The 14,436-nt window shown below is 71.7% G+C and carries 11 protein-coding genes and 1 tRNA gene; 6 read left to right on the top strand and 6 right to left on the bottom strand.

Going from position 1 to position 14,436, the window contains the following annotated elements; translation table 11 throughout:
• Positions 1-240 precede the first annotated feature (240 nt).
• Positions 241-1,629 carry a cystathionine beta-synthase gene (locus tag ACIPXM_RS17580; protein WP_401656063.1) on the bottom strand — a complete coding sequence of 463 codons (1,389 nt, stop codon included), beginning with the start codon at positions 1,627-1,629 and terminating at the stop codon, positions 241-243.
• A 142-nt stretch (positions 1,630-1,771) separates the two neighbouring features.
• On the opposite strand from ACIPXM_RS17580, the gene ACIPXM_RS17575 reads away from it, so the two are divergent.
• The 3 genes from ACIPXM_RS17575 to ACIPXM_RS17565 all read left to right on the top strand — a co-directional run bounded on the left by ACIPXM_RS17575 (position 1,772) and on the right by ACIPXM_RS17565 (position 5,748).
• Positions 1,772-2,842: an SGNH/GDSL hydrolase family protein gene (locus ACIPXM_RS17575; protein ID WP_401656061.1), complete on the top strand. Its 1,071-nt coding sequence runs from the start codon at positions 1,772-1,774 to the stop codon at positions 2,840-2,842.
• A 241-nt stretch (positions 2,843-3,083) separates the two neighbouring features.
• Complete coding sequence (locus tag ACIPXM_RS17570; protein ID WP_401656059.1) at positions 3,084-4,304, top strand: acetyl-CoA C-acetyltransferase; 1,221 nt, start codon at positions 3,084-3,086, stop codon at positions 4,302-4,304.
• A gap of 556 nt (positions 4,305-4,860) precedes the next feature.
• Positions 4,861-5,748: a hypothetical protein gene (locus tag ACIPXM_RS17565; protein WP_401656056.1), complete on the top strand. Its 888-nt coding sequence runs from the start codon at positions 4,861-4,863 to the stop codon at positions 5,746-5,748.
• A gap of 52 nt (positions 5,749-5,800) precedes the next feature.
• Here the strand turns inward: ACIPXM_RS17565 and ACIPXM_RS17560 are convergent, their stop codons facing one another.
• Positions 5,801-6,130, bottom strand: coding sequence for a hypothetical protein (locus tag ACIPXM_RS17560; protein WP_401656054.1), 330 nt, complete (start codon positions 6,128-6,130; stop codon positions 5,801-5,803).
• Positions 6,131-6,239: 109 nt separating this feature from the next.
• Between ACIPXM_RS17560 and ACIPXM_RS17555 the strand changes: the two genes are divergently transcribed.
• Positions 6,240-6,470 (top strand): DUF4287 domain-containing protein, encoded by a 231-nt coding sequence (locus tag ACIPXM_RS17555; protein ID WP_401656052.1) that lies wholly within the window; start codon positions 6,240-6,242, stop codon positions 6,468-6,470.
• 90 nt (positions 6,471-6,560) lie between these two features.
• Here ACIPXM_RS17555 and ACIPXM_RS17550 read toward each other — a convergent pair whose 3' ends face one another.
• Positions 6,561-7,463, bottom strand: coding sequence for a Bax inhibitor-1/YccA family protein (locus tag ACIPXM_RS17550; protein WP_401656050.1), 903 nt, complete (start codon positions 7,461-7,463; stop codon positions 6,561-6,563).
• A 111-nt stretch (positions 7,464-7,574) separates the two neighbouring features.
• Positions 7,575-7,656 (bottom strand) — tRNA-Leu (locus ACIPXM_RS17545).
• Positions 7,657-8,123: 467 nt separating this feature from the next.
• Here ACIPXM_RS17545 and ACIPXM_RS17540 point away from each other — a divergent pair.
• Positions 8,124-8,894, top strand: a complete 771-nt coding sequence (locus ACIPXM_RS17540; protein WP_401656048.1) for an ABC transporter ATP-binding protein — start codon at positions 8,124-8,126, stop codon at positions 8,892-8,894.
• An 87-nt stretch (positions 8,895-8,981) separates the two neighbouring features.
• On the top strand, positions 8,982-11,513 hold the full coding sequence (locus tag ACIPXM_RS17535) for an ABC transporter permease (protein ID WP_401656046.1): 2,532 nt from the start codon (positions 8,982-8,984) through the stop codon (positions 11,511-11,513).
• 102 nt (positions 11,514-11,615) lie between these two features.
• Here the strand turns inward: ACIPXM_RS17535 and ACIPXM_RS17530 are convergent, their stop codons facing one another.
• Positions 11,616-12,824 carry a phosphatidylserine/phosphatidylglycerophosphate/cardiolipin synthase family protein gene (locus ACIPXM_RS17530; protein ID WP_401656044.1) on the bottom strand — a complete coding sequence of 403 codons (1,209 nt, stop codon included), beginning with the start codon at positions 12,822-12,824 and terminating at the stop codon, positions 11,616-11,618.
• A gap of 143 nt (positions 12,825-12,967) precedes the next feature.
• Positions 12,968-14,371, bottom strand: a complete 1,404-nt coding sequence (locus ACIPXM_RS17525; protein ID WP_401656202.1) for a class I SAM-dependent methyltransferase — start codon at positions 14,369-14,371, stop codon at positions 12,968-12,970.
• Between the last annotated feature and the right edge of the window lie 65 nt (positions 14,372-14,436).

Genomic DNA, 14,436 nt, shown 5'->3' with positions numbered 1-14,436 from the left:
GGATTGCGCGGGGACCGCCGCACCCCCGTTGCCGGGGGGCGGGACGACGGCGGTCCCCGCGAGGGACACGGGCCCGGGTCAGGGCCGGTCCGCGTCCGCGGCGCGTGTGGAGGTCCGGGAGCCGCTCCGGAGGTCCAGTCGCCGACGAGGACCACTGTGCCGCCCCGTTGTTAAGCGGGTGCTGCGGGTACGTGTCGCGCTCGTACCGTTTGCGCGAACGTACCCGCGCACCCCCCGCGATTACTTCGCGGAGCCGCTCGCGGCGAGGAAGGCGAGCAGGTCCTGGCGGCTGACCACGCCGGTCGGCTTGCCCTCGACGATGACGATCGCCGCGTCCGCGTCACCGAGCACCGACATCAGGTCGGCGACCGGCTCGCCCGAGCCGACCTGCGGCAGCGGGGCGGACATGTGGTCCTCCAGCGGGTCCTCCAGGGCGGCCTTCTGCGTGAACAGCGAGCTCAGCAGCTCGCGCTCGACGACCGAGCCGACGACCTCGGCGGCCATCACGTCCGGGTGCCCGGCGCCCGGCTTCACGATCGGCATCTGGGAGACGCCGTACTCGCGCAGCACCTCGATGGCCTGGCCGACCGTCTCGTCGGGGTGCATGTGGACCAGCGACGGCAGGCCGTGCGACTTGTGGCGCAGCACGTCGGCGACGGTGGCCGTGGAGGTGTCCTCCAGGAAGCCGTAGTCGGCCATCCACTCGTCGTTGAAGATCTTGGAGAGGTAGCCGCGGCCGGAGTCCGGGAGCAGCACCACGACGACGTCGTCCGGGCCGAGCTCGCGCGCGACCTCCAGGGCGGCGACCACGGCCATGCCGCAGGAGCCGCCCACGAGCAGGCCCTCCTCCTTGGCGAGGCGGCGGGTCATCTGGAAGGAGTCCTTGTCGGAGACCGCGACGATCCGGTCGGTCACGTTCCGGTCGTAGGCGGTCGGCCAGAAGTCCTCGCCGACGCCCTCGACCAGGTACGGGCGGCCCGAGCCGCCGGAGTAGACGGAGCCCTCCGGGTCGGCGCCGACCACGGTCACCTTGCCGTCGCTGATCTGCTTCAGGTAGCCGCCGGTGCCCGAGATGGTGCCGCCGGTGCCGACGCCCGCCACGAAGTGGGTGATCTTCCCGTCCGTCTGCTCCCACAGCTCGGGACCGGTGGTCTCGAAGTGCGAGCGCGGGTTGTTCGGGTTGGAGTACTGGTCCGGCTTCCAGGCGCCCGGCGTCTCACGGACCAGCCGGTCCGAGACGTTGTAGTACGAGTCCGGGTGCTCGGGGGCCACTGCGGTCGGGCAGACGACGACCTCGGCGCCGTACGCCCGCAGCACGTTGATCTTGTCCGTCGACACCTTGTCCGGGCAGACGAAGATGCACTTGTAGCCCTTCTGCTGGGCCACGATCGCCAGGCCGACCCCGGTGTTGCCGGAGGTGGGCTCGACGATCGTGCCGCCGGGCTTGAGCGCGCCGCTCTCCTCGGCCGCCTCGATCATGCGCACGGCGATCCGGTCCTTGACCGAGCCGCCGGGGTTGAAGTACTCCACCTTCGCCAGGACGGTCGCCTGGATGCCGTCGGTGACGTTGTTGAGCTTCACCAGCGGGGTGTTGCCGATGAGGCTGATCATCGAGTCGTGGAATTGCACCGTAGTCTCCGGGGTCTCCGTAATGGTGCGGCCAGCGTATTCCGTGGGATGCGTAGCCGGTGCCCGTTACGGGGCAGTGAGTATCCGGGACGGCGTGGACCGAGCGGCGTCACCGGGACGGCGTGGAGGAGGTGGCGGCCCGATGTCGAGGGCGAGGGTGGCGCGGCGGATCGCGGCGGGCGCGGCGTACGGCGGCGGGGGCATCGGCCTGCTGGGCGTGGCGGGGGTCGGGGTGCTGCTCGCCGAGGTGGCGCTGGCGAAGAAGTCGGTGGGCGGCGGGGTGGCGCCGCTGCCGCCCGGCGTGGACGGCCGGTACGGCCGCGGCTACGGCCCCGGGGAACCGCTGCGACTGGCCCTTCTGGGTGATTCCACGGCCGCCGGGCAGGGCGTGCGGCGGGCCGGCCAGACCCCGGGCGCGCTGCTCGCCTCGGGCCTCGCCGCGGTCGCCGAGCGGCCGGTGGACCTGCGGAACGTGGCGCTCTCCGGGGCCCGCTCGGACGATCTGGAGCGGCAGGTGTCGCTGCTGCTCTCGGCGGCCGCCGGACCGCCCGACGTCTGCGTGATCATGATCGGCGCGAACGACGTGACCCACCGGATGCCCGCCACCCAGTCGGTGCGCTGCATGGCGGCGGCGGTCCGGCGGCTGCGCACGGCGGGCGCCGAGGTGGTGGTCGGCACCTGCCCGGACCTCGGCACCATCGAGCCGGTCTACCAGCCGCTGCGCTGGCTGGCCCGGCGGGCCTCGCGGCAGCTGGCGGCGGCGCAGACGATCGTGGTGGTCGAGCAGGGCGGGCGCACGGTGTCGCTCGGCGACCTGCTGGGGCCCGAGTTCGCGGCGAACCCGCGGGAGATGTTCGGGGTGGACAACTTCCACCCCTCGGCGGAGGGGTACGCGACGGCGGCGATGGCCCTGCTGCCCACCGTCTGCGCGGCGCTCGGCGTGTGGCCCGAGCCCGACCGGATCGACGTGGCGCGCCACGAGAACCTGCTGCCGGTCGCGAAGGCGGCGGCCGAGGCGGCCCGCGAGGCGGGCACCGAGGTCACCGGCGCCCGCGCCCCCTGGGCCCTCCTCAAGCACCGCCGCCGCCGGCGGCTGCCGGAGCCCGCGCCCCTGGACGCGGGAGCGGGGGCGGCCGGTGACGGTGGCCGTACGGGGCCGGGCCACGGGACCCGCCCGGCGAGCGAGGGGGCGGCGCTGCCGCAGGACGGCTGAGGGGAGGGGGCGGCACCGGAGGTACGGGCAAGGGGGGCGGGCAGCGGTACGGGCAGGGGCGCAGGCAGCGGTACGAGCAGGGGTACGGGCCTGGCCCCGGTCACCGTCACGGCGTTACCGTGGGGCTGAGCGAGCGCTTAGAAAAGAGGCCCGCGTCACACAGCGCAGCCGGTGACCCCGTGCCCTACGTGCGGGTAACTTCCCTTTCTGTCCGCCGTCCCAGCATCCTCCTGGAGCCGTGATGCCCGAAGCAGTCATCGTCTCGACCGCCCGCTCCCCGATCGGCCGGGCCTTCAAGGGCTCCCTGAAGGACCTGCGGCCGGACGACCTGACCGCCACGATCATCCAGGCCGCCCTCGCCAAGGTCCCCGAGCTGGACCCGCGCGACATCGACGACCTGATGCTCGGCTGCGGTCTGCCCGGCGGCGAGCAGGGCAACAACCTGGGCCGGATCGTGGCCGTGCAGATGGGGATGGACCACCTCCCCGGCTGCACGATCACCCGCTACTGCTCCTCCTCGCTGCAGACCTCCCGGATGGCGCTGCACGCCATCAAGGCGGGCGAGGGCGACGTCTTCATCTCGGCCGGTGTCGAGATGGTCTCCCGCTTCGCCAAGGGCAACTCGGACTCCTGGCCCGACACCCACAACCCGCTCTTCGCCGAGGCCGAGGCCCGTACGGCCGCCGTCGCCGCCTCCGAGGGCTCGGACTGGCACGACCCGCGCGAGGACGGCCTGGTGCCCGACGCGTACATCGCGATGGGCCAGACCGCCGAGAACCTGGCGCGCTGGAAGGGCGTCACCCGCCAGGAGATGGACGAGTTCGGCGTACGGTCGCAGAACCTCGCCGAGGCGGCCATCGCCAAGGGCTTCTGGGAGCGCGAGATCACCCCGGTCACGCTGCCGGACGGCACGGTCGTCTCGCAGGACGACGGCCCGCGCGCGGGCGTCACCCTGGAGGGCGTCTCCGGTCTGAAGCCGGTGTTCCGCCCCGACGGCCTGGTCACGGCGGGCAACTGCTGCCCGCTGAACGACGGCGCCGCCGCGCTCGTGATCATGTCCGACACCAAGGCGCGCGAGCTGGGTCTGACCCCGCTGGCCCGGATCGTCTCCACCGGCGTCTCCGGCCTCTCCCCCGAGATCATGGGCCTCGGCCCGGTCGAGGCGTCGAAGCAGGCGCTCCAGCGCGCCGGGCTGACCACGAGCGACATCGACCTGGTCGAGATCAACGAGGCGTTCGCCGCGCAGGTGATCCCCTCCTACCGCGACCTCGGCTTCGACCTGGACAAGGTCAACGTCAACGGTGGCGCGATCGCCGTCGGCCACCCCTTCGGCATGACCGGCGCCCGGATCACCGGCACGCTGATCAACAGCCTCCAGTTCCACGACAAGCAGTTCGGTCTGGAGACGATGTGTGTGGGCGGTGGCCAGGGCATGGCCATGGTGATCGAGCGGCTGAGCTGAGCCGTAGCGGAGGGTAGGGGTCGCCCGAGGCACGAGGGCGGCACCTGCCCGCAGCGGTGGCGAAGCTCAGCGCGAGCGACAGATCGAGCGGCTGAGCTGAGCCGTAGCGGAGGGTAGGGGTCGCCCGAGGCACGAGGGCGGCACCTGCCCGCAGCGGTGGCGAGGCTCAGCGCGAGCGACGGATCGAGCGGCTGAGCTGAGCCGTAGCGGAGGGTAGGGGTCGTCCGAGGCACGAGGGCGGCACCTGCCGCAGCGGTGGCGAAGCTCAGCGCGAGCGACGGATCGAGCGGCTGAGCTGAGCCGTGGCTGAGCCCAGCACAGTGCCTCTCGGGCGGCGGGACTAACCACCCCGCGTCCAAGCCGTGACCGAATCTCCCCCAGGATGTGACATACGTCCCGGGGGAGACTCGTTTCCGCAGGTCACAGCCGTAATGGGACTAAACACCAGGCACAAATACCTGTCCATTTCGTGACGTAATGCACTGACAGCTGGCACGGCCTCACGACAAGCTGATGTAGGAAGTCGGGGGATCGACTCGGAATCGGGAGTACGTCAGTGAGCGCACTGTCTCTTGCCCTGCTGGTGACCACGGCCGCTGCCACGGCCGTCGGTGCCGCCGCCCTGCACGCCGCCCACGGTCTCCGTAAGCAGGTCACCGCGCTGCGTGGCGAGCTCGCCACCACCTACGGGCCGTCGGTCCCGCACGCCCGGACGCCGGCCGAGGAGATACGGGCCGCTGTCGCCGAGGCGCTGGCCGAGGAGCGCGAGCGGGAGCTGGCGGAGGCGCGGGCCTTCTGGGCCGCGCAGGAGGCCAGGGACGCCGCCGACGCGCCGTCGCTGCTCGGCGGGCTCGGTGGCCCGGCCGAGGAGGGCCCGTACTTCGTGCCGCGGCAGGCCGACTTCGCCGGTCTCGAGGCGATGGCCCTGGAGGCCATGGAGGCCGAGGCCGCCGCGCTCGACGGCCGGGAGACCCCGCAGGACGCCCTGGACCCGTTCGACACCTTCGACGCCCTGGAGGAGTTCCCCGAGCTCACCGGCGCCGGCGAGTACGCCGAGGACTCCCCCGAGCTGGCCGCGGCCCGCCGCCGCCACCCCTCGCACCCCGACTTCGTGCCGGTCCGCACCCCCGTCGTCACCGACCACGAGCGCACCGTGGCGCGCCTGGAGGAGCTGGCCGACACCGCGACCGCGCTGACCGACGTCCGGCCGGGCCCGCTGGGCACCCTGGACGTGTACGTCTTCGCCGACGGCACCACGCTCTGCATGACCCCGGGGCACCGGGAGACGGCGGAGCGGCTCGCCGAGGCGCTGCGCCGCGGTCACGCGCCGGTGCTGCTCGGCGGCTCGGGCGTCTCGGGCGCCTACGCCCTGACCTTCTCGTGCGGCGAGGCCGCCGAGGACAACGTGTACATCCTCGCGGACCGGGTGATCGCCTCCACCTGAGGCGCCCGGGCAGCACGGCGGCCGGACGGGCGGCCGCACCCCACGGCAGGCGTCAGAGGCCCGAGCGGGCCTCCGCCTCCCGCACCAGACGTACGGCCTCGGCCAGGTCCCCCGCAGGGGAGTCCGCCGGGGCCGATCGCATGTTTTCGGCCAGATCCGTCGCGGCGACGACGAGCTGGTCGGCGACCGCGAAGACGCCCGCGTCGGGCATCACCAGCGGTTCCGTTTCCGGGCGCTCCAGGCGCTGCGCGCGCAGCGCCAACTCCCTGGCCAGGGCGAGACCCTCGGCGGCCGCACCGCGCTGGAGACGGCTCTGCGGGGCGGCCCGCAGCCGGTCGGCGAACCGCTCGGCGGCGGCGTTCAGTTCGGTCGTATCGCGCACGCCGCGACCCTACGCGCCGTCCGGGGACCATTGCCAACAGGCGAACGCTCGGGCACGGTGACGTGAAGGAGTACGAGGAGTACCCGGTACGACGCGTCCGGAGGCGCCGATGTCCCACACTTTCTCCGAAGAGACCCATCGCAATCTGCTCGCCAGAATCCCCGGCTGTACCGGTCGTGAGGTGTCCGACTGGCTGAGGGCCGTGGACGAGGGCCCGTCACTCATCCGCTTCGACGAGAAGGTCAGCTGGCTGCGCGGCGCGCACGGCCTGGCCTACGGCCACGCCAAGGCGATCATCCACGAGCACGACCTGCGCCGGGCGGCCCGCCGGATGCTGTGACCCCGCACCGCGTCCGCACCCAGGTCCACGGACACGCGGAAGGGCCCGTCCGGCGTTCGCCGGACGGGCCCTTCCGCACGTCTGCCGGGGTCAGTCGTCACCCTGCAGGATCGACAGCAGGCGCAGCGCCTCCAGGTAGATCCACACCAGGGTGAGGGTCAGACCGAAGGCCGCGAGCCACGCCTCCTTGCGGGGGGCGCCGTACGTGATGCCGTCCTCGACCTGCTTGAAGTCCAGGGCCAGGAAGCAGGCGCCCAGGATGATGCCGATGACGCCGAACAGGATGCCGAGGCCGCCGCTGCGGAAGCCGAGGCCGTCACCGCCGCCGATCACGGCGAACAGCAGGTTGACCAGCATGAGGAGCACGAAGCCCATCGCGGCGGCCATCACGAAGCCGTAGAAACGGCGGGTGACGCGGATCCAGCGCATCTTGTAGGCGATCAGCACACCGGCGAAGACCGCCATCGTGCCGAGCACCGCCTGGGTGACCACGCCGTCCGCGATGTACGTCGAGACGACCGAGGACAGCACGCCCAGGAAGACGCCCTCGAAGGCCGCGTAGGCCAGGATGAGCGCCGGCACCGGGGTGCGCTTGAAGGACTGGACGAGCGACAGGACCATCGCGATCAGCGCGGCGCCGATGGCGATGCCGTAGGACTTGCCGAGGTTCGCGGAGTCGACCGGGAGCAGCAGCCAGGACAGCACGGCCGTCACGACGACGGTACCGAGCGTGATCGCCGTACGGCTGACCACGTCGTCGATCGTCATCACATCGGCACGGGCCTGCTGCGGCGCACCCGGCTGGGTGTCCTGCGGCGCGTAGGGGTTGGTCGCGTACGGGTTGGCGGCATCCTGCGCGTACGGGTTGCCGGTCGCGTACGGGTTGGCTCCGACGGCGGGGCCCCCGGCCTGCAGCTGCTGCGCGTTGAACCCCGCGTAGCCGGTGTCGCGGCTGAACCCCCGTCGCGAGAAGACCGGGTTGCTGCTCCTCATCTCACTCCTCCATGGCAGCCGCACTGCGCGGCCTTGCGTCAAGAGTAATGCGACGGCAAAAGAAACTCCCTCGTGCTGGGGGAGGATCTTTACACGATCGTGTTCGAGGAGTGCCCGGAACCGGATTCGAACCGGTACGGCCCGAAGGCCAGCGAGGTTTAAGCTCGCCGTGTCTGCATTCCACCATCCGGGCATGCGCGAAGCTCCGCGTTGGCACAGGAGCCTATCGGGGCGGGTCGCCCGTTCAGCGGAACGCCTGCGCGATGTTGTCTTATTTTATTGACACCTGAGGGTGCGTCAGTGCAGGTCGGGAGCGCTGTGACATGGCGTGACCGCCGTCGCGCCCGCAAAGGCGTCAGGGGTGGATTGACGGAAAGTCGCCGCCTGATCCGTCCCGACTTCGTCACCTCCGCGCCGGTGTGCACCCGGGCCCCGCGCACGCCCCCCGGCGGCGCCCCCACCGTGCCCCTGCCGCGGTCTCCCCCGGTCTCCCCCCTGCCCGGTCTCGGGGTCGACCGTCATACCTCAGGAGGAGACCGGAGCGGAGCGTCCGACTCCAGGCTGCTGCCGGAACGGGCATGTGGACGGACGCCGGGCCCCCTCAACGCCCGACACGATGGAGTGGTTCCCGAGCAACCGCAGTGACGAGGAGTCGCCGTCGTGACCACCACCCCCACCGTGCCCCGCGCCACCGCGGTCGCCGCACGCGCCACCGACCTGTCGAAGGTCTACGGACAGGGTGAGACCCAGGTGGTCGCGCTCGACCGGGTCACCGTGAACTTCGCGCAGGGCGAGTTCACCGCGATCATGGGCCCGTCCGGCTCCGGCAAGTCGACCCTCATGCACTGCGTGGCGGGCCTCGACTCGTTCAGCTCCGGCTCGGTCCGGATCGGCGAGACCGAGCTCGGCACCCTGAAGGACAAGCAGCTCACCCAGCTGCGCCGGGACAAGATCGGCTTCATCTTCCAGGCGTTCAACCTGCTGCCGACGCTGACCGCCCTGGAGAACATCACGCTGCCGATGGACATCGCGGGCCGCAAGCCCGACAAGCAGTGGGTGCAGAAGGTCATCGACATGATCGGCCTGTCCGGCCGGCTCAGTCACCGCCCCGCGCAGCTCTCCGGCGGTCAGCAGCAGCGGGTCGCCGTGGCCCGCGCGCTCGCCTCCAAGCCGGAGATCATCTTCGGTGACGAGCCGACCGGAAACCTCGACTCGCGCTCCGGCGCCGAGGTCCTCGGCTTCCTGCGCAACTCGGTGCGCGAGCTCGGCCAGACCGTGGTGATGGTGACCCACGACCCGGTCGCCGCCTCCTACGCGGACCGCGTCATCTTCCTCGCGGACGGCCGGATCGTCGACGAGATGCTCCACCCGACCGCGGACGGCGTCCTCGACCGCATGAAGGCGTTCGACGCGAAGGGCCGTACGAGCTGAGCCGGGGCCGCGCCGCCCCGGCACGGCCCGCCGCCTCCCGGCCCCCCTTCCTCCCGTCCGCCGCCCCACCTCCGTTCAGGACACCCCATGTTCCGTACCGCCCTGCGCAATGTGCTCGCGCACAAGGCCAGGCTGCTGATGACCGTGCTCGCCGTGATGCTCGGCGTGGCCTTCGTGTCCGGCACCCTGGTCTTCACCGACACCCTCACCAACGCCTTCCGCAACCAGTCCGCCAAGAGCTACGACCACGTCGCGGTCGCCGTCACCGCCACCAGCGGCGCCAAGCAGGACCCGAACCAGGACCCGTCGCTCTCCGAGGCCGTCCGGCAGAAGCTCGGCGCCCTCGACGGCGTCGCCGAGGCCACCGGCCGGGTCAGCGGCTTCGCCGGGGTGCCGGACAAGGCGGGCAAGCTGATCGGCGCCGGCTGGTCCAACAAGGGCGGCAACTTCGCCCCCGGCAAGGACGGCAAGGACGCCTCGTACACCTTCACCACCGGAAACGGCCCGGTGAAGGCCGACGAGATCGCCCTCGACCAGGAGACCGCCGACAAGGGCGGCTACAAGGTCGGCGACCAGGTCCGGGTGGCCACCAACGGCCCCGTCGAGACCTACACCCTGGCCGGTGTGTTCACCACCGCCGACGGCGCCGTGAACGCGGGCGGCAGCCTCGTCCTGTTCGACACCCCGGTCGCCCAGAAGCTGTTCCTGCGCCCCGGCTCCTTCTCGGACATCAACCTGAGCGCCAAGCCCGGCGCCGACGCGGACAAGATCCTCGCCGCCGCCAAGCCGGTCCTCGGCGACCAGGGCGAGGCCCAGACCGGCCAGGCCCTCGCCGACCAGCAGGCCAAGGACATCGAGTCCGGCCTCGGCGTGCTCAAGCAGATGCTGCTCGGCTTCGCCGGCATCGCGCTCTTCGTCGGTGTCTTCCTGATCTCCAACACCTTCACCATGCTGGTCGCCCAGCGCACCAAGGAACTGGCGCTGATGCGCGCCGTCGGTGCCTCGCGCAAGCAGATCACCCGCTCCGTGCTCGGCGAGGCCGCGATCGTCGGTCTGATCGCCTCCGCGGTCGGCTTCGTGCTCGGTGTCGGCCTCGCCGCCGGACTGCGCGCCGGCATGAACGCCTTCGGGCTCAAGGTCCCGGCCGGTGACCTGGTCATCGGCGCCACCGCGCCGGTCTCCGCGCTCGCCGTCGGTGTCCTGGTCACCATGCTGGCCGCCTGGCTGCCCGGCCGCCGCGCCGCGAAGATCCCGCCGGTCGCCGCCATGAGCAGCGTCCACGCGGTCGCCACCACCAAGTCGCTGGTCGTCCGCAACACCATCGGCGCCGTCATCACCGCGATGGGCTTCGGCGGCATCGCCATGGGTGCCTCGCAGGGTGGTGAGACCGGCCGGATGCTGATCGCCGCCGGTGCGTTCTTCGCCCTCATCGGTGTCATCGTGCTGATCCCGCTGCTGTCCCGGCCGGTGATCGCGCTGGCCCGTCCGGTCCTGAGGTCGTTCGGCGTGGCGGGCACCCTGGCCGGCCAGAACGCGGTCCGCAACCCGCGCCGCACCGGCGCCACCGCCTCCGCGCTCGCCATCGGCCTCACCCTGGTCACCGGTCTCTCGGTGCTCGGCGCCACGGTCGGCTCCGCGGTCGACCGGATGACCACCGACCAGGTCAAGGCCGACTACATGATCAGCATGGCGAGCGGGCGCGGCCTCAACCAGGCCGCCCTGGACGCCGTCCTGAAGACCCCGGGCGCCGCCGCGATCTCCCCGCAGCAGGCCGGGTACGTGAAGGTGAAGGGCGACTTCACGTCGGCCTCCGGTGTCACCCCGGGCGCCGTCGAGAAGGTGCTCAACCTGAAGGTCGTCGAGGGCTCGCTCGGCTCGCTGGCCAAGGGCCAGGTCGCGGTCGACGACAAGACGGCCGAGAAGCGGGGCTGGAAGGTCGGCAGCGTGCTGCCGGTCGAGTTCACCGACGAGAAGAAGGGCACGCTGAAGGTCGGCGCGGTCTACGAGGGCAGCGAGTTCGTCTCGCCGATCGTCCTGGACACGAAGATCCTCAACGCCCACGACGCCCACCCGTACATCCCGCAGATCCTGGTGAAGATGGACGGCGGCCCGTCGGCGGCGGCCGAGCAGGCCATCATGAAGTCGCTCGGCGACAACCCGGCGATCACGGTGATGGACCAGCAGGACATCCGCGACTCGTTCGGCGGCGTCATCAACACTATGCTGAACATCATGTACGGCCTGCTGGCGATGGCCCTGCTCATCGCGATCCTGGGCGTCGTGAACACCCTGGCCATGTCGGTCTTCGAGCGCCAGCAGGAGATCGGGATGCTGCGGGCGATCGGTCTCGACCGGCGCCGGGTGAAGCGGATGGTCCGCCTGGAGGCCGTGGTCATCTCGCTGTTCGGCGCGGTCGTCGGCATCGGCCTCGGCTCGTTCCTCGGCTGGGCGATCGGCGAGACCCTCAAGAACAGCCTGCCGGACTACGCCCTGGTCCTCCCCTGGGGCCGGATCGCGATCTTCCTGCTCCTCGCGGGTCTGGTCGGTGTCCTCGCCTCGCTGTGGCCCGCCCGCAGCGCCGCGCGGCTGAACATGCTGAACGCCATCAAGGCCGAGTAGCGGTCCGCCCGGCACGGGCACGCGCGTGACCGAAGGGCCGGTCCCCCGAGGAGGGGGACCGGCCCTTCGCCGTGCGCTTCGCCGCGCCCGGGGCGCGTTCGGTCAGCTGCCCGCGCAGTACGCCATCAGATGGTCGTGGTCGGCGCGGAACCGCGCGTACAGCGCCGGGTCGTCGATCTTCAGCAGGGTCTCGTCGCCGGACCGCAGCGCCGGGTAGGTGTAGTTGTGGCTGCCGGTCCACACCAGCTTGCGGCCCGCGACCCCGTCGTAACCGCCCTCGATCAGCAGGTACTTGGAGTGCAGACCGACCTTGGCGACGCCGGTGCCACGGCTCTCGGCGCACTCGACGCGCTTGCTGAGCTTCCCGGAGACGATCGACTCGACGTCACCGCTCATGGACCCGGCGGCGCCGTCGTGGGCGAGGATCACGGTGCAGCCGGCGTTCTTCAGGGCGACCAGCTTGGCCGCGACCTCGCGCCGGGTGAACAGGTTGGCCGCCATCCTGACCTGGGTGCCGCCCGCGCAGCTCACGTTGTCGAGGATCAGCTTGATCGTGTCGGTGCTCGGATCGGCGTCGTACGTGGTGCCCGCGGCCTCCTTGCGGGGGAAGAAGTACGCCTTGTACGGGCCCGAGGCCGGGGTCCGGTAGTAGTGCGTGAGCCCGGTCGGGGACGTGGTGCCGTAGGCCAGCAGGTCGGCGAAGTAGTCCTGGTAGATGCCGTAGAGGCCGCTGTCGACGAGGGTGACGGCGTTGTTGAACAGGTCGGTGCGCTGGATGCCGCTGAGGTTGGCGGAGGACTGCACGACCACGTCCTTCGCGCCGCCGGTGGCGGAGAACAGGAAGAACTTGTTGTGGTTCATCGCGCCGTCCTTGTCACCCGGCAGGACCCGGCCGCCGATGCAGCCGCGCCGCTCGGGGCAGACGTACACCCAGGAGCCCTGGCTCCGGTCGGTGCCGAGCGCGCCCGCCAGGGCGGGGTACTCGCTGCCGTCCTTGGCGAGGGTGGAGTGGTCCAGGATCACCCGGACGTCGACCCCGCGGTCCTTCGCGGCGGTCAGCGCGCGGGTGACGGCGTCGTCCGTGAAGGTGTACATGCTGATGCTGATCGTGGACGCGGGCTCGGCCCGGGTGATCAGGTCGACCACGTGGTCGCGGATCCGGTTCTGGGCGGCGCTGTCGCCCGCCGGGTCGTTGAAGGTGGCGGTGGTGGTGACGGGCGCGGCGGCCTCGGCACCGGCCGGGGCCGGGGCGGCGGTGAGCAGGCCGACGGCGGCGGCCAGCGCGAGCAGCGCATGGGTGGGACGGCGCAACGTTCCCCCTCGAAACGGAGCAGATGCGATGATCTGGATGCAGACATGACAATCCGGACCCCGGAAACGGGCGGGGTGCCGAGCGTCACGGCACCCCGCCTGCCCGGAATCCGAAGCTCCGAACGTATCAACGCCCGCCCGGATCAGCCCTTCTGGGCCTCCTGGGTCTCCTGGGGCTGCTGAGACTCCTGGGACTCACCGGCCGCCCCTGCCCCACCGGCGGCCCCGGCGTCCCCGGCCGGTCCGGTGTCCCCGCCCTCGGTCCACGCGCGCGACCGCAGCGGGAGCCCGGAACCGCCCGGCGCCGTCGTCCGCACCGCCAGGAACTGGTTCACCCCGATCCTGTTGCGCTCGAACGACACCGCCGACGCCGCCATGTAGAGCCGCCAGATCCGGGCCCTGGCCGCCGAGGTGAGACCGACCGCGCGGTCCCAGTCCGCCTCCAGGTTCGCCACCCAGCGGCGCAGCGTCAGGGCGTAGTGCTCGCGGAGCGCCTCCACGTCCCGCACCTCGAACCCGGCGTCCTCCAGGATCGTCAAGGTCCGCCCCATCGGGGCCAGTTCACCGTCCGGGAAGACGTACGCGTCGATGAAGACGTCCACCTCGTACGCCTCCTCGTCGGGCTCGGGGCGGCGCGCGATCTGGTGGTTGAGCAGCCGCCCGCCGGGCTTGAGCAGCCGGTGGAGTATGTCCGCGTAGTCCCGGTAGCGGGCCGCGCCGACGTGCTCGGCCATGCCGATCGACGAGATGGCGTCGTACGGGCCGTCGGTGACGTCCCGGTAGTCCTGCACCCGGATCTCGATCCGGTCGGTCAGGCCCGCCTCGGCGATGCGCTTGCGCGCGTACGCCGCCTGCTCCCGGGACAGCGTGATGCCGACGACCCGCGCCCCGTACTCCCGGGCCGCGTGGATGGCCATCGAGCCCCAGCCGCAGCCCACGTCGAGCAGCCGGTCGCCCTCCTTCAGGCGCAGCTTGCGGGCGATCAGGTCGAGCTTGTCGTACTGGGCCTGCTCCAGGGTGCCACCGTCGGTCCAATAGGCGCACGAATAGACCATCGACGGGCCGAGCACCAGCTCGTAGAAGTCGTTGCCCACGTCGTAGTGGTGACTGATCGCCTGCTTGTCGCGGCGCCTGGTGTGCCGGACGCCGCTGCGGCCGCGCATCTCCTCGGCCGGCGGCTTCGGCGGCGGGAACGGGCCCGCGAGCTTGAGGAGCGCCTTCGCGGCGGCCCTCACCCTGGGATCGCGGACCGTCTCCAGGGCGCCCCGGGACTCCGCGGGCCGCTCCCACAGCAGTCCGGCGAGCCGGTCGAGGACCTCGTACAGATCGCCCTCGACATCGATCTCACCGGCCACCCAGGCCCGGGCGAGGCCCAGCTCCCCCGGCTTCCACAGCAGTCGGCGCAGGGCGCGCCGCTCGCGCAGGATCAGTACGGGGCCGTCGGCGGGGCCGGCTTCGCTGCCGTCCCAGGCGCGCAGACGGACCGGGAGCGGCGCTCCCAGGACGTCCTCGGCGAGGGCGGTCAGCCGCGACGCGGCGTCGGCCATGGCCATGGTGAAACACCTCCGTGATCTCATGCCCCAGAAATGCTTGTCACCATGGGAACACCGTG

The organism is Streptomyces sp. NPDC090025, from assembly GCF_044748125.1.
Taxonomy (GTDB): Bacteria; Actinomycetota; Actinomycetes; order Streptomycetales; family Streptomycetaceae; genus Streptomyces.
Note: the sequence above shows the minus strand (reverse complement) of the source record. Positions and strands in the feature narration are given on the sequence as shown.